Genomic DNA, 20,800 nt, shown 5'->3' on the forward strand with positions numbered 1-20,800 from the left:
TTGCTGGCTACTCATCGCTTAAGGCTTGCATAAAAGCGACGATATCCCGAATTTCCTGCTCGGATAAATTCAATTTTTGATCCGAAAGTGTTTGGTTGTCTAAATGAATACCAATCCCGGCACCGCCTCCGCGGTTATAAAAGTCCACTACTTCTTCTAACGTTTTATAAACCCCGTTATGCATATACGGAGCCGTTTTCGCAATATTTCTCAGTGTCGGTGTCTTGAAAGCGTAAGCGTACTGTTCGTATGGATTTAACAAATACCGACCCATATCCTTATCTAAGGTTGCATGCAGTGTATCCGGTTTTTCCGGGACACCCAACACTTCTGCCTCTGTCTTATCGAATAGAGGTGCCGGGCTTCCGTTGAAAAGTGGTATAAAATGGCAAGTAGCACATTTGGCTTTTCCCATAAACAAGTTGGCGCCTATTTTTTCTGATTCATTTAATTGTTTAAGGTCGCCTTCCATATATCGATCAAACTTTGAGGTGAAAGGCGCCAAAGAGCGAATATACGCAGCAAGTGCATGTTGAATCTTCCATGGATTGATCTTTCCGGAACTAGTACCGTAAGCTCGGTCAAAAAATGCTACAAACGTGCTGTCTTTCTGCAGTTCCTCAGCGGTCATGGTCAATTCACCTTTCATTTCCATTTCATTGTGTACTACATCTAACGCTTGGTCCTCCAGTGTGCCTGCTTTATGATCGTAAAAAAATGCTCGTTGAAAACCGGCATAGGTAAGGGTGGGTGTATTGCGAAGTAAGCTCTTTTTAGTGTCAATTCCCCTTGCTTTTACCAGTCCATCTGTAAAGGCCTTATCAGCATGATGGCAACTGGCGCAACTTTTCCGGTTTCCGTTTGATAGACGGACATCGTTAAAGAGAGCTTTACCAAGTGTCGCCTTTTCGTTTGAAAAATAGTCGTTTTTATTGCTGACAAACTTGTTTACGTTTAAAGCTGAGCTTCCGAAAAGACTGTTGGCATCGTCATTCAGCGCAGAAAGACTCGGTACGGTAGGCAAGCTTAATTGTTTGCGTAATTTTTGTAGAGACGCATTGAGTGGGTTCAAGTAGTCCGTAATAAAGGTCAGACGATCAAAGCCATTAAAACTATTATGGTCTTCTAAATAGGAGATTGACCGGTCGATAGCTGTTAACACGTCATCATGTTTTGTATAAAGGGAGAGGGTGTTTCGTAAACCTTCCAGAGAGGCTGCGGCTTCGGGGAGAGACTCTAAAGATAAGGGAGCGTCAAATCCGGTAATGCCTAATGCGGTGATCCGGAAAATCTCCAAGCGCATCGCATCAAATACTTGCGCACTAGTAATGGTATAATCTAACTGATATTGCTGTATCCGTTTCAGCGCTACACTTAATTTTTTGATTTCATTAATCATTTCGGCACGAGCGGCGGTATCTAATTCATTATAGAGATAATCTTCAATGACCTGAAATCCTCCTGGAGGCTCTATTAAATTTTCACCAAGTTCAATCTCCGCTATGGGAGGACCATTCAAGGCTTTCACCGTCGTGGGAAAAAAATACTCCAAGTAATATTCAATTTTCTTGAATTGCCTTCTACATGCCAAAAAAGATCTTTTAACAGCTGTTATGTCCTTGCCTTGTTGAGCTAAGGGCATCAATGAATCATTTACAAGAACGGTAAGCTTTTGTATCTCTATTGATGCATAATCCTTACTATTTGCAGCTGTATCTGTTGCATTGGGCGAACAAAGCGTTGCCAAAAAAATGAGTGCGACAAGCAAAGTCGATAGAATAAAATGCCGATGCGCCATAAGCGATATAAAAACTAAAATACCCTTGTAGCCTTGCTACAAGGGGAAAATAGGTAGATGTGATGAATTGGTTATTTAGCAATTCCTTGTACAATGACCACTTGTCCGCCTTCTTTGTTATCTGTCAATCGGGCATCGCCCCCATCTGCATTTAAGTATTTGTCATCTTTCCACGTGTGCGGGTGAATATTGACGACAAAGGTATTGGGTTTACCGATTAGATCAGATATATCATACATAGCCCCATACTCCCAAGTGCTCAACGTTTGAACGTTATCCGGATTGTATTTTGCGTTAAAAGCTGCTTCATTTCTTCGGTGGTTCATTTGAAGCATCGGTTTCAACTCTTTTGTTGCTATGGCGTATTGCCAAATCGTTCCATCATGTTTGTTTTCTTTATAGAAAGAGTCGCCGTCCTCCTGAATGTATACGAAATTCTCCGTTACGCACAGGTTATCTGGATTTACAATGCTCTCACCTGGGTTATCGATGCCGTCAACGGCTATTTCCAATTTTCCTTTCAGCGGGTTGTCTGCGTCTAAAACCAGTTTATAAACGCGGCCCCACATGGTTTTCCCTGTTACAGGTGTCAATTTATCAGACTGACTTACGCCGGTAGCGGTAAAGTAAACCTCCCTGCCATTGGCTCCTCCACCTTTTTTATAGTCGATATCCTCTACGCGGGCAAACATAATGGCGTTTTTTTCCACGGTTTGTTGTTGTAACTGCGCACCGGTGCTGGATTTTACGTTATCGAGTTCAACAAACTCTACATCATAGCTGTTCCCTTTCTCGATATCCGTTTCAACAGTGTTATTGTCACTTCTCTTTAGTACATATAGTTTGCCATCTTCCAGGTTGCCCTGATTATTCGATACGTACATGGCCACCTGTCCATCCCCTTCATCTTCGCCAATGAGGATCACGGTTTTTCCTGAATAGGCATCTTTAGGTAATGGTACAGCATTCTCAGCGCTCCAACGACCAAAGGCAAGATTTGTACGTTGCGTGTTTTTTTTATCAATCGGCCCTAATGGGTCAATCACATGGATTAAAGATTCAGCGCCGCTTTCCCCCGCAGTGAGGAATAACGGTTTTGAAAAGCCGTGCTCTTCCGGTGTTGCCAAGGTTGCCGAACATAAACGGGTCATGCCCCCATCCGAGTCTACAATGTATTCGCCTTTGACCGGTTTTAATTCGTTGTTTAAGTATACTCTTGAAACCGATTGCAGTATCTCATGATTATTGATAAGAATGTAGCCACTTCCATCCGGATTTTTAAGCATGCCTGCACCATCAGGTTGCGCACCAAAGATAAAGTCCGGTGATTCCGGTAACACGTCATCGCTGCTAATGAGCGTAGTGATTTTTAGATTGTCGAAACCCGCAAGGGTTTTTATTAAGGAAGGATTAACCGACTGATCAACAATTTCCAATTCCGGATTTGTTTCATTGTCGTTTTTGTCGTCGTCTTTACTACATCCCCCTATCAATACGGTTGAAAGTACAAAGGATGTTATACCTAATCGTAAAGCATATTTAGCGTTTATGTTTAGCATAGTCTTCAATATTGATTTGCTATAAAAATAGTTGGTCAATATGAGCTAAGATTTAAGACTATGTTAATTCTTGGTTGATAAAAAACGGATTCTTTTGAAAAACGTTTATTCAACTACGCGTACAATTACCGGTTCCCCGTTAGCCATACCACTTACATTACCTGCATTATATTGAATCGTATAGGTGCCTGGTTGAGTAATGCCATATCCTTTCATGATCGAAAAGCGTATACTGTCCGATGTGGAAGGCGCCACCGTACAATAGCTCTCGGCGGGAGGGGGCATCACTCTTTTCGCCATAGCACCGAGATAAGGCACTTCTGTTCCTTGTGTATTGGTAATGGTGAGAAAATTGCTTATAAAGCCTTCAAACGGTGTATGGTATTGCGTAAAACGCAAGGTATCCTTTGTGGGGTTGTATACTTTGAACACGATGGGAAGGCTATCCGATAAACGGACAACGCTATCGATTTCCAATACGGCAACCAGCGTAGTGTCTCCATCCATCATCGATTCCGCTTGTTTGGCCCGAAGGCTTTCAGGTTCTTCGCCCTGCTTAGTTGCATTTTGTTGGCACTGAGTGAAGGTGAGCAGTAAGCCGGTCACTAATAGGGAATAACAAATACTAAATTTCTTCATCATATACCACAAAGGTAAGTTTTTTAAATTAACTACAAGTTCCTGAACTAATACGTAAACAAAGTTATGGGTTAGCGGGAATGATGGTCTAATGACAATGCAGTCAGGTAACGATGCACTACTGTTTGTTAAGAAGTGCATCGCTAATTTTAGCATTAGGCTGCTGAAATTGAAGCAGGTCCAAATTCCTCGAAGTGTATCGAATCTTTTGAGATTCCGATAGACAAAAGGTAATTATAGTGTGTTTTTATGAATGGGCCAGGACCGCAGATATAATATTGGGCCTGCCGATACAAGAACTCCTCCGGAATCTTATTAAGGGAAACCCATCCTGGCAGGATATCTCCTGTTTTCGAGTCGCTAACAACGTCGTAAAAGATATGCTGTTGTAGCTTACCGTGTTGTGATGAGATATGATGTAGATGTTGTTTAAAAGCGTGTACTTGCTCGTTACGACATCCATGAATCCACGTGATTGGTACTGGAGACTTCCGGTCGACTAAATGTTCTAGCATGGATAGGAGGGGTGTTTGACCAATTCCGCCACTAATAAACACTTGTGGAGACGTTTCTCCTTGCTTCAAAATAAAATTCCCCGAGGGTGCTGAAAGATCAATAATAGCACCTTCTTCAATATGTTGATGCAGACGATTACTGATCATGCCATCCGGTTGTTTCGCTCCAATTTCTTTTTTAACAGATATTCGATAATAGATACCGTTTGGTTTGCAGGATATACTATATTGTCTGGGCTGCAATAACCCAAGTTCAGGAAGGAATAAACGTAAACTGACGTATTGGCCTGGAAGAAAATCTGCCACTGGTCCGTTGTCAGTTGGGTAAAGATAAAAGGAGGTGATTTCTGCAGATTCCTTTATTTTTTTCTCCACTCGGAAGGGACGCCAGCCAACCCAGCCACCGCTTTTTGTTGATTTTTCTTTATATAGTTTCTGTTCGTGTCCGGACATGAGCTGTGCAAGTTCATGATATGCCTGCTCCCAAGCTTTCAATAAATCTTCTGAAGCTGCATCTCCCAGCACTTCTGAAATAGATGCAATGAGGTGTCCACCCACAATGGCATATTGTTCCGGCCTTATGTCGAGACTGGTGTGTTTCTGTCCAATGCTATCAACGACTGGCATCAGTATACCGGGATTATCGATATGCTCGGCATAGGCGAGCACAGCCATCGCAAGAGCCGTTTGTTGTTTTTTATTTTGCTGATTCCCCATATTGAATACGTGTTTCAACTCGGGATTGTGCTTAAACATCCTTTCGTAAAAGTGAGTAGCTAGTAGTACTCCATTCTCTTTAAGTACCGGTACGGTACCTTTTACAAGTGCTTTCTGTTGTTCATTCATTTTTATTTCAGTTGTTAATAAAAGACTTTAAAGTCTTTTATTTGGGTAAAAAAACTATTTATTTAATGTAAGCTGCCCTTTGATAAGTTCTGCATTGAACTGACCAATGGTCGTGTTGCGTAACATCAGCGTGATCTGATTTCGAACTTTTTTAAATTCGCCATGTAAGGGACAAGGATATTCTTCCGAACAATAAGATAGACCCATTCCACAACCTTTAAAAATCGTGTCACCTTCCACCGCTATTACAATGTCTGCTAAAGGGCGACTAAAGCCTGAGGTATCAATATAAAAGCCCCCATTAGGGCCTTTAACCGATTGAATTAGCCCTACTTTGCTTAATTTTTGCAGTATTTTCGCTAAAAAAGCTTCCGGGGAATTTACAGCATCAGCTATCTCCTTGATACCTGTACGCTGCCCTTCGTGTGATCGTTGTGCAATGTAGAACACAGCACGCATTGCATATTCTGCCGTTTTAGAAAAAATTCCCATAGCTTTCGTGTTCTTACAGTTATCCTGTGACAAATATAATGCATGTAAAATAAAAGACAAAAATATCTTTTATTATTCCGCTAACTTTTAATATAAGTTCCAACCCGTTTTGTAAGATTGTTGTTTTCTGCATTACCTGTAGGCGTATAGGTTGATGAATAAAGATCAGCATAAAAAGCAAAGATGACTGACTAATAAATGCCGAATGGTGATTACCTTTGAGTTTCATCAAATAGGCCAGTTATGCAAAAATCAGGATGTATATTGTCTACACTTTTCGTCACTATATACGTTTGGATGGCGGGGATGGGTGTAATACGTGCCCAAGATGCTCCCTATCCATTAGAACATGCTAAGCGAATATTGTTTCTCGGCAATAGTATAACTTATGGTGGAGATTATGTTTCAATATTTGAAACATCATTAAGCGTTAGCTACCCAGCTAATAATCCCGAAGTTATCAATCTGGCTTTACCAAGTGAAACGGTTTCTGGTCTTAGCGAGCCTGATCATGCTGATGGAAAATTTCCGAGGCCCTGCCTTTTTAGCCGAGTAACCAGCGTGCTTCAGAAGAGCAAACCGATCGATATTGCTTTTGCCTGTTATGGAATGAACGATGGGATATACTTGCCTTTTGACATGAATCGCTTTGAAGCGTATAAACGAGGTATGATTAGATTACGTGATTCGTTAGAAGCGGCGGGGGTTAAACGTATCATTTTTATGACACCGCCCATACATGATGATAAAGATAAGGGTTTAGGAGGCTATAATCTTGTTTTGGATAAATATGCAGAATGGTTGTTAGCTCAGCGGAAAGCGAGAGGATGGGAGGTAATTGATGTACATTTTCCAATGCGTGCTTATTTGGAAAAAAAGCGTCAGAAAGATGCTGACTTCAAACTTGCTGAAGACGGCGTGCATCCGGGCAAAGAAGGACACTGGCTAATAGCAAAAGCCCTGTTACAATATTTTCATTTACAAGGAGGATTAGTTAAAACATTAAACGATTTTCTGGAAAGTCAGCCTTATATTGTTAATTTATATACATTGATAGGTAAACGGCAGTCGTTTATGAAAGACGCATGGCTTACCTATACAGGGCACGAACGGCCCGGGATGCCCATTGGCTTGCCGATGGAGGAAGCGGCGATTCAATATGAGCAGCTGGAAAGAGAAATATTTCAATTGAAACGTAATTAGTTTAGCTGATTACTATCCGGACTCCACGAGTTTTTTGTTATAGGAAGTATTTTTCCTTATGTTTGTTTTTTACCACGGCCTATCAATTGTAGACAGTATGAGGTGGACTTACTTTATTCGGCAAAAGCTTAAAGTTGCTTTTTTGTTGTTCTGTATTATGGCATGTTCGGTGTTAATCAGGGTATTAGAGGACAAGAATGTGAAAAGTATTAGCAATGCGCTTTTGTCGATGTATGATGACCGATTGGTGCCTGCATCCGATATTTTTTATATGACGGAACATCTTTATGCCAAGAAATTCCTGATGCTTCAATTCCTTAATGATACAACACCTTCCGCTGTCAGTATAGAGCAGTTAGCGGGACGGATGAAGTACCATAATCAATTTATCGACTCACTGCTAAATAAATACGAAAAAACCTACTTGGTTGATAAGGAAAAAATGTATCTAGAGGGATTCAAAAAGCAGCTTGCACACTATATGTCCTTAGAAAATCATTTATTGGGAGTTTCTGAGATCGGTTTGCAACAACGTGTAACAAAATACCGGGAAGGCGGCGAGGATGCGCTTGATAGAACCATTGCAGGGCTTTCCTCGCTAGAAAGGCTCCAAACTCAGGTAGGTCGCGAATTAATGGCGGATGCACAGTTTGTCATATCAGGTACCCGTTTCTTTTCCACATTGCAGATTATCTTATCTATCGTAATCGGAATAATGGTGGTGGTACTTGTGTTAGCATCCAAAAGTGTGATAAAGAAAAAACAACCGTTTAATTTAAACTAGCTTTTAATCAAGATACTTCCGATCATCTTCTGAAAGATTGGAACGGTAAGGGTCAGTTAACTCTTCTGATTTTGTATTCGTGCTTGTTTGAAAGTTTTGTGATGGGGGATTCAATTTTTCAGTTTTTCTCCTTGGTCGTCCTAAAAGGAAGCCAACAATAACGCCAAAAGCAAACATACTACCCAAGATAGCAAGTTTAGGGATGTAACGGTCACCGAAAATCCAAAAGATTACTTCATCTGTGTTTTTCATTAAAATAATGGTAACCAAAACCGTTAAAATAATAATGAAGATAGTTTTTGCGCTCATAAGCTTATTTTTTGAACTAAAATAACTCTTTTCATAATAAGATCAACTAATATGCCAACTTATGGAACATGTAAGTGTTCTATTTGTTTGTTTTTCAATAGGTATAGCTTACCCCGTACGTGAATACAATATTTTTTGGGCTTGCATCATTAACATAAATAGCGCGTACACCGGCATCGAAATTTGGTAAATAGAACCGGAGAATATTTAGGTCGGCACGTAATTCTATACCTAAGGTGCGGGGAGAGAATTGATTTTGTCGCCCAAAATTTTCGAAATCGGCAAATACTCCTGCTTTAAGTCGCTTAATAAAAGCAAGTGGACTAATGTCCCAATCAGGATAAGCAATAGGAAATCGATAGTCCAAAAATAAAGTATTATGTACGTCGGTAGTGAGAAGTTGATCATATCCGCTAACCATCGGAATATCGTTAGATAAACGGTAATCACCGTTCCTTTCCTGAAAATTAAAACGTGCCTGAAGCGAATGGTTGTTTACTAAACCGGGAAAGTAAAAAGTAGATTTCATGGAAAAAAGGTTTCCCGATAAACGTCGATCAAAAACCATACTTCTATAGATGAAATTCAGGTTCTGTCCCCATTTTGGCGCAAGATCCAGCAAACTCCTTCTGCTGTTTCTGTTGAAATAGTACTGCAGAAGAAGCGGAAATCGTACCTGGGAAAAATTCGGTAAAGAAATGTTCTTTAAACTGATGTCATAACGCCAAGTATAACTGGTCCCAATGGATACACCGGTGTTATAAAGCGTGTTCAGTCGGTTAAAAGTTAAAGGGATGGTGGTTTTAAGCTCGGTATGGTGTTCTCTCCATCGGAGAGGGACGCGCTCATTGGGGTTGTTCTGAAGCCTAACACTGCTTAACTGCGCTTGATTGCGATACTCAACGGTGAATTTGGGAAACCAGCGTTTCAAGGAAGCACTGACGTAGTAGTCGGTACGACTGGTATTCTGGTCATAATTAAATCCAATTCGAGTGGAAAGCGTGTTCAGTAAGTTGTCAGACATCAGTTGCAAGCCTAGATCAAAATTGTCTATACTGGAGATGTCATCGCCCACGGGAGAAATGCTGTGAAAATTAAAAAGGTGCTGAATATCTTTATAAGGCCTTGAGGCAAAAGTTTTCGTTGGAGTGAAGGTAGATGTGTCTGTTATATTTTCTTGCTGTATAAGCGGCTTAAAATAGCTTATAAAGGAATCTCCGCTAGGGGTAATGGACCGACTTAAGGCTTGCCCCAAATTTAGCTTGCTAATCATATAGCCATTTACCTGATAATTATTGAAATAAATGCTTCCTGAAGATTCATCAAAGTAAGGGTTGGTTGCGCCAAATTTGATATTGGTGATTTGTTGGGGGGGGTCTCCTGAATAAGGTAACAGATAAAGGTTGTCGATACCATTGTAATGAGCTTTGAATAAGATGCCTTGCGGAATATAGATCGGTCTTTCTAACTGTTGCTTCTGCCACCCCATCAATAGTCGGCTTTCGCCCGTTTGGAGGTTAACTTCAAGCAACGTGGCACCCTGTTGTTGAACGGCGGTAGTAATGACCTTTTTTCCGCTGCTGTCAAAAGAAGGAGTTTGGACATTGAGGTTTGCAGGCAGAGCAATCCGCCTTTCTTCTGCGCCGGTCGTGCTGTTTAAGATAAGTAGCGATGCCCTGTTTTCGAGATTGATTTCTATTGTGGCAATATGCATCCCATCGGCGCTCAAAGCAGGGGAGAACAGGCGTGTTTTAAAGGTCAGTTGTTTGTATTTTTTACTGGCTAGGTCATATACATTAATGACATGAAAATTTCTTTTCAAATACCGCTTATCATAGCGAAGCTCGTCCCAGGTAATCTTGTTGCCACCATAAGAAAAATGCGGCTCGGTTTGTATTCCGGTTTTTATGACCTCTTCTATCCGGTTATCTGCTGTGATCGAAACGATCTTTGGTACACTATGGTTGCTTCTTTGTAAGGCTAGTGTGTTACCATTTGGAAGTGCTTTTGGAAACAAAAAATCAATTATTTCAGACCGACTTTCCGGAAAAGATGTGTAGGTTAATGGGTTGGTTTTTTTCAACTGATCCCGCCATAAGCTATCAAGCTCTTCCACCGTTTTCTTATGCCAGGATTCCGTGTTGTAACCCGTTAATGTCTTTAAGCTGCTACTGAAATTGTAAGGTCTAATTGGGTTCTTGGCAATCCGTGTCATCAGGTCTTCTAGAAAATTTTCACCATAGTCTCTTCGCATCTTCGTCGTCATAAAATACCCAAGTTGATAATAACCCGGAGTGATATGTTTTAGCGATCCTAAGAAGTCTTTTTGATAGCTATATTTTTTACCACTTAGTGTATTTGTTCTAAATGGAAGTTCCCATGAAGGCAAGCGACCTCGACCGGCGGTGCTGAGGGTTGTCTCGATTCCTACAGCGTCGCCCTCATAGAACCAAGGTGGGAGTGTGATGCCGAAAATAGCTAGGGCTAGTTGTTCAAAAAGTGGCGCTTTTAAATACCCGGAAATCTTATCGAATTGCACCACATGACGAAGCTCATGCACGGCCAAACTATTGAGCCAATCCTGGTAATCCATTTGCTGCGGTGGGGTAGTGCTGAATTCAGAACGGCGCGGCCCGAGCTGTACAAAACCATTGGAAACCACGTCTCGATTTTGCAAAATAATCGAAATTTTTCTTGGTTTTTTACCAATTGATTTGCTGACTTTGGTTAGGACTGATTCTAAGACATAGGTTAGACGCTGGGCCTGATTCTCAAATTCAGCAGGAAAAATAACTTGGAATTCGGGTGTTTGTATTTCTCTCCACTTTACACTTGGAGGGTTTTGGTAGTCGTCGAAAATCTGTGAAAATGCCAATGATGAATAAAAAAGTGATATTGTTAATGATAATATATTGATAATAAGTGTTTTATATTTATTTTTTTGAGTCATTACAACAGATTGCTAAAAATATTAGTTTTTTATTGGTTGGTTAATTGTTTGATATATTTATTTTTTGTTAATATAAAGTTTAAAACTAATTGATTTTTAATTTTTTATTATTTATTAAGATGTTTGAATAAGTGCTTTATGTCTTGTGTTTTTTTACGAATTTTAGCGAACAGTAGCCTCTTTGTGTGTATTTCGTAAATGTATTTAATTTTTTTTACAACGCTACACTATCTATAGTTTTTTTTTGCGTGGCTTCTCTTCAAATGTTTGATCTCGACCATTCCGGGTTTTTACATCATCGAGTTGTAGGCGTCCATTTGTTACGTGTAGTTTCTTTCATAATCTTTGAAAAGTACTATTTGTTTAGAGGCATGGTAAGCTGGAAAAAACGCTCCTATATCGAAACAAAAAAAGATCTTATGGTGTGGGTGGGCCTTCTTTTTGTGGAGTGATCAATAGGGTTAATTGCCTGTTAAGAAGTTCATATCGAGTGCTGTTTTTTTTTCGAGAAGATCGGTTCCTTTTTTTCTCGCTCTTTTCAGCTTGTTTTAAAGTTACAGAAGTTTGTAATGTAGGTGCAGGAGGATCGTTTTTTTAAAATATAGCTATTGACCCGAGTGTGAATTGTAATCGTTTTTTCTTTCTTTTTCTAATACTTAGTGTAATTTATGTCTTATTTTTTTGAGTGTTTTATTCGTATTCACATTGCTTGAATATACTGGCAGCTTCAAGAATCCTCAGCAAGATAATAAGCCAGCTATAACCTTAACTAGTAAATACAAAGTCATCTCTTTTTAGCGGAGCTTTTGTTGCCTATTCAAATTGCTTGGTCTATATGATTTTTTAATTCGGTTAGCCATTTTAAATAGCTCTGCCTCCCGTAATAGGAACCCAAATCAATTTTCTCTTTGGATCCATTTGTCTATGAGCGCTAAGCGGTATTATCTAATTTCTCCATTTTTATTTTCGAGCAATAATAAAGACGTACGCGGGCTAGGTTTAGTGGTCGTTTTAGGATGGCATTGCGAAAATTTTAGCAAGCCAATAAAATACACTAAGCCTTGTCCGGCACAGATGGCACATGGAGTAAAAATCTGTCGATGCTGATCTTATATCCGTCGCCTTGTTGCCTTAAAATGCATACTTGACTTTCAATAGTTAGCGCGCTTTGCAATAAAGAGACTGCTTTTTAACGCTTTTAAGGGCCGAATAAGATTTTAACCTTCTTGGTGGCCGCTTTGGGTTTTGTTTTCTTAAAAGGTCTGAAAAGGGCTTAAAATCGAGTCTGTATTTTTCGGCTAAGGTCTTTTCCTTTTTTATACTTTCAAAAAGGCATAAAAATGTTACCTTTGCGCTCCCCCATTTTGCAATTAAATATGTTGAAATTGTCGAAAATCGTTTTCTCTTTTCTATTACTTTTTACGGTAGCTACCCACAAATCATGGGCCCAATTTCACCCCCGGTATTTGTCTCTATCAGATTCTTCATCAATAAATATTAGTGAAAAGAAGCATTTCGTGATTCAACTGGAACACGAAAATGGAGGCGTATTAACGGGTAATGAACGAGCGAAGGAATCCTTAAGGGATGCCTATTATAATGCTTTTAATTTGAAAATCGGTTGGCAAACCAAGCACGGAGGCGATGTTTACCACCAGCTTTACAATTACCCCGTATATGGTGTAGGGTTGTATTCCAGTACTTTTGGACTTGATCATGTTGGAGATCCCTATGCTGTTTATGGCTTTGTTTCCATCCCCATTAAACCGCGCGTAAACCGTCGGTGGAACTTCAATTATCGCATTTCCCTTGGTCTTTCCGGTAGATTTAATCCCTATAGCGAGGACGAGAATCCCTTCAATTTAATTATTGGTACAAAGAACAATGTTTTTATTGATTTCGGCGGTCAGGTTAACTATACATTGAGTCGGCATTTTCAGATCGGAGCCGGTTTGGCCTTCCATCATTTTTCCAATGGGGCATTAAAACTACCTAACACAGGTATTAATCTGCTTCCTTTCACAGCTGCTGTGACTTATGTGCCCAATGCGAAAACCTTCGATTTTCGCAAGCAATATATTGCCCCGAACCCGAAAGAAGACGAACTTCAGTTTAGCTATGCATTTGGTTTTAAACAATTGGATGAGGATAATGAGCGAAAATACTTTAAATCGACTATCGGTGTCTTTTGGAGTCGCTATTTAGGATATAAATGGCGTCTAGGACTCGGCGCTAATATTTTTTATTCTGCCTCTGCCAACGATCCGGAAGTGGCAGGCGATAAAGAAAGCTCTTTTAATGCCTTGTTTTCGGGAGGGCCGGCATTCTATATCGACCATTTGTTGACATCCAAGTTGTATTTGAATGGGAACGTAGGTTACTATTTGCATCGAAATGAATTTAACCGGGAAACAAAGCCGATGTATCTGCGGATAGGTGGCCGATATTATGTTTATAAAGACTTCTTTGCTGGTGTATCTATTAAGGCACACGCAGGTAAGGCAGATTTTATCGAGTGGACCACCGGTTATACCTTGGATCTTCGTAAAAGGAAATAAGCCATAAATTGACGTCTGTTTTAGATCAAAATCGCCATCAATGAAAATAGAACCTATTTAGGTGCTTTATAAAGAAGATAAAGGCCCACACCGAGAAAGATCAGACTGGGGATAAAAGCCGCCAAAAGAGGAGGGAGGCCTCCCTTTAGTGAGAACATATTGGCAAACTGAATAAACAGAATATAGGTAAAACTAAGCGCTATTCCGACGCCGAGACTTAAACCGATTCCACCACGTACCTTTTTGGATGATAAGGAGACTCCCATCAAAGTAAGAATGTAAGCAGAGAACGGATAAATAAAACGCTTGTACTTCTCCAGCTTGAGGTCGGTCATTCTACCGGTACCTCGTATTTTCTCTTTCTCAATATTTTCATTTAACTCCTGGGTGGTCATGGCCATAAATACGTTGTCGCGAATTTCAAAATCTCTCGGTGACATATCCAAGGTGGTGTCCTTGGATGTACCCTTTATCATTTTTTCGTTTAAGCCATTTACTATACGAATTGTATAGTTCTCAATCTTCCAATTGTTTTTGACGGAGTCCCAGGTAATCCGGTCGGCAATCAATTTTTCCTGTAATTCTTGCCCCTTAAAGGTTTCCAAAATAAAATTGTAACCTACTTTGCGGTCGTTGTCAAAATTGTCGATATAAACAAAGCTGTTTTTGTCTATCTGCATATGGGTGGAACTCTTACTGTTATTGTCGATAGGTTTTACATAAATATTCTCAAAACCTATTTTCAGTTTGTTGGTTCGCGGAATAATATAGATGTTAAAAATCAGTGTGACTAGGCAGATTATCGAGGCTGCTATAAAATAAGGTCTCAAAAAACGCCGGAAACTCATACCACCATTTAAAATTGGCACGATTTCGGTTTGATCAGCCATTTTAGCGGTAAAGAAAATAACAGCAATAAAATTGATCAACGGACTGAGGAAATTGAGATAAAATGGAATGAAGCCGGCATAGTATTCGAAAACAATCTTAGAAAGCGGCGCATGGTTTTTGAGAAAGTCATCCATGCGTTCCGAGATATCAAAGATAACAGCCACAACAGTGAAAATAGCCATCGTAAACACAAAAGTGCCAAGGTATTTTTTTATTATGTATTTATCGATGATGTTCACTTGAAAATTGAAAAATCAAAATTAAAAATTAAAAAGCTCATTGGCTAATTAGCTAGATGGGGTTTGCGCTACTCGTAACCAAGCCAATAACGGACAACCAACAACCAACAACCAATAACCAATAACCAACAACCAATAACTAACAACTACTATAACCGTTCTCCCAACTGTTTAACCATTTTGTTTTTCCATTCGTAAAACGTTCCTTCCAGAATTTTAGTACGGGCCTCCTGTACTAACCAAAGGTAGAAATGCAGGTTATGTAAAGTAGCTATCTGAGCGCCTAAAAGTTCCTTCGAGTGAATTAAATGGCGTAAATAGGCCTTACTATAGAACAGGTCGGTATGCAAATCGCTATCCGGATCTATTGGCGAGAAATCCGCCTCCCATTTCTTGTTTTTGATATTGATAATGCCATTTCTTGTAAATAACATGCCATTTCGGGCGTTGCGTGTAGGCATAACACAATCAAACATGTCAATACCCAAAGCGATATTTTCTAAAATGTTAATAGGTGTACCCACTCCCATTAGATAGCGTGGTTTGTCAAGAGGTAAGATTGCGTTTACCACCTCTGTCATCGCATACATTTCCTCGGCTGGTTCACCTACGGATAATCCTCCAATAGCATTTCCGTCACGACCGAATGAAGCGATCGTTTCCGCCGATTTTTCCCGAAGATCTCTATATACCGATCCTTGCACAATTGGAAAAAGTGTTTGCTCGTAACCATATAAGGGATCAGTGTTATCAAATCGATCGCAGCATCTTTTTAACCAGCGATGTGTCATATCAAGCGATCTTTTTGCATAGCGATAGTCACAAGGGTAAGGAGTGCATTCGTCGAAAGCCATGATGATGTCAGCGCCGATAATGCGTTGCGTATCCATTACATTTTCAGGTGTAAAGAGGTGTTTCGATCCGTCAATATGAGAACGAAACGTGACGCCTTCTTCTTTGATTTTCCGCACCTCGGTAAGGGAATATACCTGATAACCTCCACTGTCGGTTAATATGGGCTTGTCCCAACCATTAAATTTATGTAATCCACGGGCAGCCTGTATGACATCAAGACCTGGCCTCAAATACAAATGATAGGTGTTGCCCAAAATTATTTGCGCTTGTATATCTTGTTTCAGTTCGTGTTGATGGACACCTTTTACTGAACCGGCCGTGCCAACGGGCATGAAGATAGGTGTTTGAATCGTACCATGTGCGGTGACTAATTCGCCGGCGCGAGCCTTCGAATTTTTATCAGTGGATTGTAGTGTAAATTTCATTTAAGGAATTGCCCTTAGCAAAAAATATTTAGTTTGCAAACTTAGACAAAATGCAATGATTATGCAATCTCTTCGCGCAGGTCATTTTTTGCTTGAGTTCATTTGATTGCGTATGCTGCCAATTTTATCTAAGTTTGCAGCCACATACTACTATAATCAGATACTTTGGAACAATATTTACACCTTGTTTTACCGGCGTTGTTGAGCGCTTCCTTGATTATTCAACTGTACCACACATTCTTTGTTCAGGGACTTTTAGGGCGTTATCCCGTGGATGATTTAAAGAGAGATACAATATATCCCCCTTTGTCCGTTATCATTTGCGCGCGGAATGAGGAAAGTAATCTGCGTCTATATCTTTCGGAAGTATTGGAGCAAGATTATCCGCAATTCGAAGTAATTGTTGTAAATGATGGATCAAGTGATGATTCTAACTGGGTTTTAAAAGAATTTCAGGCCCGTTACCCATACCTACGTACCGTGGAGATCCGCGACCAAGGTCGAAATCGACAAGGAAAGAAATTTGCCGTCACCTTAGGCGTCAAGGGTGCTCAGTATGAACACTTGGTCTTGACGGATGCCGATTGTTTCCCGCAAACTGATCAATGGCTAAAATGTATGGCCCGGCAGTTTAGGCCCAGTGTAGAGATTGTGTTGGGATATTCACCCTATACACGTGCTTCCGGTTTTTTAAATAAGTACGTCCGATTTGAAACTTACCAAACGGCTTTGAATTATTTGTCGAACGCGTTAAGAAAGAATGCTTATATGGGAGTTGGAAGAAACCTTGCCTATACAAAATCCCTGTTTTTTAAAAAGAAAGGCTTCGCTTCTCATATGCATATTCCTTCAGGAGATGATGACCTCTTTGTGAATCAAAATGCTACGAAAAGTAACGTGGCCATCTGCGTAGCACAGGAGGCGCATGTTTGGAGCACACCTAAGAGCACTTACAAAGACTACCAGCGTCAGAAAAACAGACATTTCGGTGCTGGAAAAGCTTATAAGGGCAAACATAAATTGATGCTTACTTTCCAAGCTTTCAACGCGGTAGCGTTTTATTTGCTTATAATCCTTATATTGGTTTTACAGCCTCGCTTTTGGCCTCTTGCCGTAAGCGTCTATTGTTTCCGCTTACTATGCCAATTGCTCGTTAATATCCCAATCATGAAACGTTTGCAGGTAAAAGACCTCATATGGTGGTATCCGCTAATGGATCTTTTACATTTTATATACATCTCTGTCATGGGCGTTTTTGCTCTATTCAGGAAAAATGTTCAGTGGAAATAAGGCTCTAAAAAAGACGAATATGGAAAATACATCTCCCGCAATCATCTATAAATACTTCAAAGAACTAACAGCTATTCAAAAAGAGCAAATTGATCGTTTACAGGATTTATATGCCTTTTGGAATGCGCAGATTAATGTAATTTCCAGAAAAGACATCGATAGTTTGTATGAACGACATGTGCTACATTCCCTAGCTATTGCGAAATTGGTTTCTTTCAAGGCTGGAGCAACCGTTCTAGATGTAGGCACGGGAGGAGGCTTTCCGGGTATACCTTTGGCTATACTGTTTCCGCAAACACAGTTTCTTCTAGTGGATTCGATTGGGAAAAAAATTAAGGTGGTGAAAGAAGTGGCGAATGCTTTGGGACTTACGAATATACAAACGAGTCATTCACGCGCTGAGCAAACTCCGGGTAAGTTCGACTTTGTCATTTCGAGGGCAGTTACCCGCTTAGGCGAATTTTATCCGTGGGTGCGGAATAAATTTAAGAAGGACTCATTACATGCCTTTCCCAATGGAATTCTGTATCTAAAAGGAGGAGATTTAACAGAAGAAATTGCCGAGTCAAAATTACATACTGAATTGTTCCCAATCGCTGACTTTTTTGATGAGGAATTTTTTGAAACGAAATATGTGGTTTATATAGAAGGTTGATTTTTAAGAGTTTCACGTGAAATGTTTGATGTTCAAGCCTTTTTTTCTATTTTAGGCTTTTACTAAAAACCTATCAATTCATGAAACTCGTTTATCAGTTGGCACTGACCCAAATTAAAGGGGTTGGAAATACCCTAGCTAAGCAATTAATCGATCATTGTGGAAGTGCAGAGGAAGTGTTCCGATCATCTAAAAAACAGCTGATGCTTATTCCCGGGATCGGAGAGCGAGTCGCCGGGAATATTCTTCATAAAGAGGTGATGAACGCAGTAGAGAAGGAAGTTGCTTTCATTGATAAACATAAAATCAAGGTTTTGTTTTGGTCAGAACCGGAATACCCGGTCAAACTAAAGCAATGCATTGATGCACCGGTCTTACTATATTTTAAGGGGAATGCCAATCTTCAAACCAAAAAAGTAATAAGCATGGTAGGTACCCGTAATGCAAGCGAGTATGGCAAAAGCATCTGTGAAGAATTTGTGGCATCCTTTAGACAAGAAGAGGTACTTGTCGTAAGTGGCCTAGCGCACGGCATTGATAGCTTCGCTCATGAAGCTTGTCTAAAAAACCAGATTGCCACTGTTGGGGTACTTGGGCATGGCTTGGATCGTATCTACCCTGCAATTAATCGGGCCTTAGCTACTGACATGTTAAAAAATGGAGGATTATTAACAGAATATCCTTCAGGCACCAATCCGGATAGACAAAACTTTCCCTCGCGCAATCGAATTATCGCGGGATTGGCAGACGTCACGGTGGTTGTCGAGGCAACCATTAAGGGAGGGGCATTGATTACTGCGGAGATTGCGAATGCCTATAATCGTGACGTATGTGCATTTCCAGGAGATATCAAACGGCAATCTTCCTCGGGTTGTAACCATCTCATCAAAACCCATCGTGCCCATCTCATCAGTTCGGCGAAAGATTTAGCTTATTTAATGAATTGGGACCTCACTAGCGAAAAAAAAGAAGAGAAGCAGCTAAGTCTTGAAATAATCCTGAACCCGGAAGAAAAACACGTATTCGATATTGTGAAAGAAAGTGGGGCTATAGGGATTGATGCGCTAGCCTATAAAACAAATCTTACCCAGAGTAAGCTGGCGATTCTTCTATTAGAACTGGAAATGAAAGGGGTCTTAATCGCTTTGCCGGGAAAGATGTATAGAACTCCCTAGTCTGATAAGAACGTTTTACAATGAATTAATCAGCGTCCAATAACGCCAACCTAAAATGGCCTTTTGAATCTTATTCAATTGACCGGGATCTTTATGAACCAAACTCGGTAAGATCAATTTATTGACACCAACCAGTACTTTAAATATTCTTTTTCTGAGTCCCATACTGAATAAACAAGTTGACTGGTACATTGTTTCCAGATCAACACTTTACTTGGATATGCTTAAAGTGCAAAGGAATCTCCTTTTGACGGTATCTCAACCTGATAGCCTTTTCCAACGAGATCCGCCTCCAGTGCTTGCATACTGCTCAAATCGCCGTGTACCAAAAAAATCTTCTTCAAACTCTGATTATCGTGTGCTGAAATCGTATTCACCAGATCATGATGATCCGCATGTCCGCTTAAACAATCTGTTTGTTTGATCGATGCAAAAACGGAAAGTTCCCGACTTCTTATCTTTACAATGGAATCACCTCGAAGCAAGCGATGTCCTAAGGTCCCTTTGGCGCAGTATCCTATAAAAAGGATAGTACAATAAAAATTTTGAATATTTTCGTATAGGTGATCCTGTATTCTTCCTCCTTCCAGCATACCCGCAGATGAAACGATAATACAAGGATCGTAATAATTCGAGATATCCTTGCTTTCATCCAGGTTTTCAACATATTTTAGATTTTCAAAAGAGAATTGGTCGCCTTCTCTTGCATAAAAACGCTGTGCCTCTTCATTTAAAAGGTGGTAGTATTTTCGATAAACTTCTGTCGCATAATTGGCAAGCGGACTATCCACAAAGATCTGTACGGGAGGTAAAAGTCCTTCTGAAAAAATGCGATTAAGACTATATACCAATGCTTGCGTCCGACCTACACTGAATGCGGGTATAATCAATTTACCGGGTGTTTTAATACAGGTCTCTTTTATTGTATTGATTAAAACTTCTGTGAAATCCTGATCGGTATGGTAGCGTCCGCCATAGGTAGACTCGCACACTAAATAATCAACTGGCGGAAGAGGCTGGGGATCCGGCAATATGGGATAGTTTTTTCGACCCAAGTCTCCTGAAAAAGCTATTTTCTTTGTCTGCCCGTTTTCCTCAATCTCTAGAATTGCCGCCGCCGCGCCTAATAGGTGCCCCACAGGAATCAGGGTTAATGTAATGTTGCCTGTTATTCGAAACGGTTTATGAAAAGGAATCGTCACAAAACGTTCGACAGCATCCATTACATGCTTTTGTAAATACAACGGCTTATTATACCTTGTAAAGGTTTTCTTTCCTCGTTTTACTTTTCTCTTTTCTTGTTTAAGAAAGATATTTACGGAATCCAGCATAAGTAATTCGCTTAGTGCTGCGGTAGGAGAGGTGCTTAGAATCTGTCCTTGAAATCCCGAACGGATAAGTGTAGGAATATTTCCCGAATGATCAATGTGCGCATGTGTTAATATAAGGACATCAATTTCGGACGGATGGAAAGGAAAGTGCTCGTTATCTTCCAAACTGACAGAAGGTTCGTAATTCAAACCGCAATCAATCAGTATTTTATAACCTTCTATTTCTAAGAGGTGCATGCTTCCCGTTACTTGTTGAGCCGCACCCCAAAACGTTAAATTCATATTT

17 protein-coding genes are annotated in these 20,800 nt (G+C 40.2%); 6 read left to right on the plus strand and 11 right to left on the minus strand.

Translation table 11 applies throughout. The features are described 5' to 3' along the window. Positions 1–7: 7 nt before the first annotated feature. The 5 genes from ACH11B_RS13450 to ACH11B_RS13470 form a co-directional block, all read right to left on the minus strand. Entirely contained in the window at positions 8–1,798 is a 1,791-nt protein-coding gene (locus ACH11B_RS13450) for a cytochrome-c peroxidase (protein ID WP_377612236.1), read from the minus strand. 71 nt (positions 1,799–1,869) lie between these two features. Beyond that, positions 1,870–3,357 (minus strand): alkaline phosphatase PhoX, encoded by a 1,488-nt coding sequence (locus tag ACH11B_RS13455; RefSeq protein WP_377612234.1) that lies wholly within the window; start codon positions 3,355–3,357, stop codon positions 1,870–1,872. A gap of 105 nt (positions 3,358–3,462) precedes the next feature. Next, positions 3,463–3,999, minus strand: a complete 537-nt coding sequence (locus tag ACH11B_RS13460; protein WP_377612232.1) for a hypothetical protein — start codon at positions 3,997–3,999, stop codon at positions 3,463–3,465. A gap of 152 nt (positions 4,000–4,151) precedes the next feature. Beyond that, positions 4,152–5,357, minus strand: coding sequence for an NO-inducible flavohemoprotein (gene hmpA, locus ACH11B_RS13465; protein WP_377612230.1), 1,206 nt, complete (start codon positions 5,355–5,357; stop codon positions 4,152–4,154). A 54-nt stretch (positions 5,358–5,411) separates the two neighbouring features. Beyond that, positions 5,412–5,849: an Rrf2 family transcriptional regulator gene (locus ACH11B_RS13470; RefSeq protein WP_013665785.1), complete on the minus strand. Its 438-nt coding sequence runs from the start codon at positions 5,847–5,849 to the stop codon at positions 5,412–5,414. A 243-nt stretch (positions 5,850–6,092) separates the two neighbouring features. Between ACH11B_RS13470 and ACH11B_RS13475 the strand changes: the two genes are divergently transcribed. Next, positions 6,093–7,052 (plus strand): SGNH/GDSL hydrolase family protein, encoded by a 960-nt coding sequence (locus ACH11B_RS13475; protein WP_013665787.1) that lies wholly within the window; start codon positions 6,093–6,095, stop codon positions 7,050–7,052. A gap of 97 nt (positions 7,053–7,149) precedes the next feature. Next, positions 7,150–7,836, plus strand: a complete 687-nt coding sequence (locus tag ACH11B_RS13480) for an MCP four helix bundle domain-containing protein (protein WP_377612227.1) — start codon at positions 7,150–7,152, stop codon at positions 7,834–7,836. Positions 7,837–7,839: 3 nt separating this feature from the next. Here ACH11B_RS13480 and ACH11B_RS13485 read toward each other — a convergent pair whose 3' ends face one another. Next, positions 7,840–8,145: a hypothetical protein gene (locus ACH11B_RS13485; protein WP_013665789.1), complete on the minus strand. Its 306-nt coding sequence runs from the start codon at positions 8,143–8,145 to the stop codon at positions 7,840–7,842. 94 nt (positions 8,146–8,239) lie between these two features. Then, positions 8,240–11,095: a hypothetical protein gene (locus tag ACH11B_RS13490; protein WP_377612225.1), complete on the minus strand. Its 2,856-nt coding sequence runs from the start codon at positions 11,093–11,095 to the stop codon at positions 8,240–8,242. 1,340 nt (positions 11,096–12,435) lie between these two features. On the opposite strand from ACH11B_RS13490, the gene ACH11B_RS13495 reads away from it, so the two are divergent. Next, positions 12,436–13,653 (plus strand): acyloxyacyl hydrolase, encoded by a 1,218-nt coding sequence (locus ACH11B_RS13495; protein WP_377612223.1) that lies wholly within the window; start codon positions 12,436–12,438, stop codon positions 13,651–13,653. Between the two features lie 53 nt (positions 13,654–13,706). On the opposite strand, the gene ACH11B_RS13500 is transcribed toward ACH11B_RS13495, so the two are convergent. Both ACH11B_RS13500 and tgt read right to left on the minus strand, forming a co-directional pair. Further along, on the minus strand, positions 13,707–14,783 hold the full coding sequence (locus tag ACH11B_RS13500; RefSeq protein WP_013665792.1) for an LptF/LptG family permease: 1,077 nt from the start codon (positions 14,781–14,783) through the stop codon (positions 13,707–13,709). 149 nt (positions 14,784–14,932) lie between these two features. After that, positions 14,933–16,063 carry a tRNA guanosine(34) transglycosylase Tgt gene (gene tgt, locus ACH11B_RS13505; protein ID WP_377612221.1) on the minus strand — a complete coding sequence of 377 codons (1,131 nt, stop codon included), beginning with the start codon at positions 16,061–16,063 and terminating at the stop codon, positions 14,933–14,935. Positions 16,064–16,228: 165 nt separating this feature from the next. On the opposite strand from tgt, the gene ACH11B_RS13510 reads away from it, so the two are divergent. The 3 genes from ACH11B_RS13510 (at position 16,229) to dprA (ending at position 19,183) form a co-directional block, all read left to right on the plus strand. Continuing rightward, positions 16,229–17,353 (plus strand): glycosyltransferase, encoded by a 1,125-nt coding sequence (locus ACH11B_RS13510; RefSeq protein ID WP_377612220.1) that lies wholly within the window; start codon positions 16,229–16,231, stop codon positions 17,351–17,353. Positions 17,354–17,372: 19 nt separating this feature from the next. After that, entirely contained in the window at positions 17,373–18,008 is a 636-nt protein-coding gene (gene rsmG / locus ACH11B_RS13515) for a 16S rRNA (guanine(527)-N(7))-methyltransferase RsmG (RefSeq protein ID WP_377612218.1), read from the plus strand. Positions 18,009–18,088: 80 nt separating this feature from the next. Then, positions 18,089–19,183, plus strand: coding sequence for a DNA-processing protein DprA (dprA, locus tag ACH11B_RS13520; protein ID WP_377612216.1), 1,095 nt, complete (start codon positions 18,089–18,091; stop codon positions 19,181–19,183). Between the two features lie 15 nt (positions 19,184–19,198). On the opposite strand, the gene ACH11B_RS13525 is transcribed toward dprA, so the two are convergent. Further along, positions 19,199–19,348, minus strand: coding sequence for a hypothetical protein (locus ACH11B_RS13525; protein WP_165447021.1), 150 nt, complete (start codon positions 19,346–19,348; stop codon positions 19,199–19,201). Between the two features lie 59 nt (positions 19,349–19,407). Then, on the minus strand, positions 19,408–20,796 hold the full coding sequence (locus ACH11B_RS13530) for an MBL fold metallo-hydrolase (protein ID WP_377612214.1): 1,389 nt from the start codon (positions 20,794–20,796) through the stop codon (positions 19,408–19,410). Between the last annotated feature and the right edge of the window lie 4 nt (positions 20,797–20,800).

The organism is Olivibacter sp. EAT-5, from assembly GCF_044784325.1.
GTDB lineage: Bacteria > Bacteroidota > Bacteroidia > Sphingobacteriales > Sphingobacteriaceae > Olivibacter > Olivibacter oleidegradans.

What these genes read in the sequence shown, in the direction of transcription:
- ACH11B_RS13450 (WP_377612236.1), bottom strand. Translation starts at nt 1,798, where the DNA reads ATGGCGCATCGGCATTTTATTCTATCGACTTTGCTTGTCGCACTCATT.
- ACH11B_RS13455 (WP_377612234.1), bottom strand. Translation starts at nt 3,357, where the DNA reads ATGCTAAACATAAACGCTAAATATGCTTTACGATTAGGTATAACATCC.
- ACH11B_RS13460 (WP_377612232.1), bottom strand. Translation starts at nt 3,999, where the DNA reads ATGATGAAGAAATTTAGTATTTGTTATTCCCTATTAGTGACCGGCTTA.
- hmpA (WP_377612230.1), bottom strand. Translation starts at nt 5,357, where the DNA reads ATGAATGAACAACAGAAAGCACTTGTAAAAGGTACCGTACCGGTACTT.
- ACH11B_RS13470 (WP_013665785.1), bottom strand. Translation starts at nt 5,849, where the DNA reads ATGGGAATTTTTTCTAAAACGGCAGAATATGCAATGCGTGCTGTGTTC.
- ACH11B_RS13475 (WP_013665787.1), top strand. Translation starts at nt 6,093, where the DNA reads ATGCAAAAATCAGGATGTATATTGTCTACACTTTTCGTCACTATATAC.
- ACH11B_RS13480 (WP_377612227.1), top strand. Translation starts at nt 7,150, where the DNA reads ATGAGGTGGACTTACTTTATTCGGCAAAAGCTTAAAGTTGCTTTTTTG.
- ACH11B_RS13485 (WP_013665789.1), bottom strand. Translation starts at nt 8,145, where the DNA reads ATGAGCGCAAAAACTATCTTCATTATTATTTTAACGGTTTTGGTTACC.
- ACH11B_RS13490 (WP_377612225.1), bottom strand. Translation starts at nt 11,095, where the DNA reads ATGACTCAAAAAAATAAATATAAAACACTTATTATCAATATATTATCA.
- ACH11B_RS13495 (WP_377612223.1), top strand. Translation starts at nt 12,436, where the DNA reads ATGTTACCTTTGCGCTCCCCCATTTTGCAATTAAATATGTTGAAATTG.
- tgt (WP_377612221.1), bottom strand. Translation starts at nt 16,063, where the DNA reads ATGAAATTTACACTACAATCCACTGATAAAAATTCGAAGGCTCGCGCC.
- rsmG (WP_377612218.1), top strand. Translation starts at nt 17,373, where the DNA reads ATGGAAAATACATCTCCCGCAATCATCTATAAATACTTCAAAGAACTA.
- dprA (WP_377612216.1), top strand. Translation starts at nt 18,089, where the DNA reads ATGAAACTCGTTTATCAGTTGGCACTGACCCAAATTAAAGGGGTTGGA.
- ACH11B_RS13525 (WP_165447021.1), bottom strand. Translation starts at nt 19,348, where the DNA reads ATGGGACTCAGAAAAAGAATATTTAAAGTACTGGTTGGTGTCAATAAA.
- ACH11B_RS13530 (WP_377612214.1), bottom strand. Translation starts at nt 20,796, where the DNA reads ATGAATTTAACGTTTTGGGGTGCGGCTCAACAAGTAACGGGAAGCATG.